Source organism: Mesorhizobium sp. M7A.F.Ca.CA.004.04.2.1 (genome assembly GCF_004022825.1).
Lineage (GTDB): Bacteria > Pseudomonadota > Alphaproteobacteria > Rhizobiales > Rhizobiaceae > Mesorhizobium.
In genome coordinates, this window is the sequence record NZ_RZPH01001490.1 from 1 (window position 1) to 962 (window position 962).

General features: G+C 65.4%; 1 protein-coding gene and 1 pseudogene. Both read left to right on the forward strand.

What is annotated here, in order from left to right:
• Nucleotides 1-99: pseudogene (locus EN893_RS39690) on the forward strand (threonine/serine dehydratase); the annotation flags it as partial.
• A 235-nt stretch (nt 100-334) separates the two neighbouring features.
• On the forward strand, nt 335-962 hold a 628-nt coding region (locus tag EN893_RS35625), incomplete at its 3' end, for a DUF4175 family protein (protein ID WP_128362249.1).

Here is a 962-nt window from a genome sequence, read left to right on the forward strand (position 1 = left end):
GCCTTTGCCGCGGTCCTGTCGGGCCGCTATGCGCCGGCGGCGGGCGAACGGGTCGCCGTGCTGGTCTGCGGAGCGAATGCGGACCCCGCTACCTTCTAAAGGGCCTGCTGCCTTCTAAAGGGTATGCAGGATGGAACTATAACGGTCCACTTCACGTTTTTCCGAACTGCCTCGCCTTTGCCGTGTTTGCTGGTATTCTTTGAGTCGTGAGGCGTCGGGCTATCCTGCCCGCTCCACAGCATGATCCCGAAAAGTGAAATCCCTTTCGGAACAGATCATGCTCAAAGGGATAAGGCCGCATCCCGGTTTTCGGGATAGGCTCAAGGAAGGGCCGATGACGCAACGACCCACCTTCAGCAGTGATCGCGGCCTGGCCGGACGCCTGGCCTTGAGCCGGTTGGCGACGCGGGTCTCGATGATGGTCGAGCGCGGCTGGCCGTTGCTGCTCCCGCTCGTCATCGTCGCCAGCCTGTTCCTCAGCATCTCCTGGCTGGGGCTGTTCTCCCGGCTGCCGGATATGGCGCGCATCGGCCTGGTCGCTGCTTTTGCCATAGCGGCACTGGCCGCGCTCTATCCGCTGCGCTTCTTCCGCCTGCCGGGCGCCGGCGAAATCGACCGCCGCATAGAGGCCGCCAATCAACTGTTGCACAGCCCGGTGCTGGTGCAGACCGACCGGCCCAGCGGCAGGGAAAGCAGCTTCTCGCAGGCGCTGTGGCGCGAACACCAGAAGCGTATGGCTGGAAAGCTCGACAACCTTGGCGCCGACCTGCCGCGCACGCGCGTGCCGGAGCGCGACCCCTGGGGGCTGCGCGCGGTGGCGGCCCTTTTGCTCGTTACCGCCTTCGCCTTCTCCTTCGGACCGACGGGCGGCAGGATCAGCGACGGCTTCAATGCCCATGGCGCGCGCGATATCGTGCCGCCGCGCATCGACGCATGGGTGACGCCACCGGCCTATACCGGCA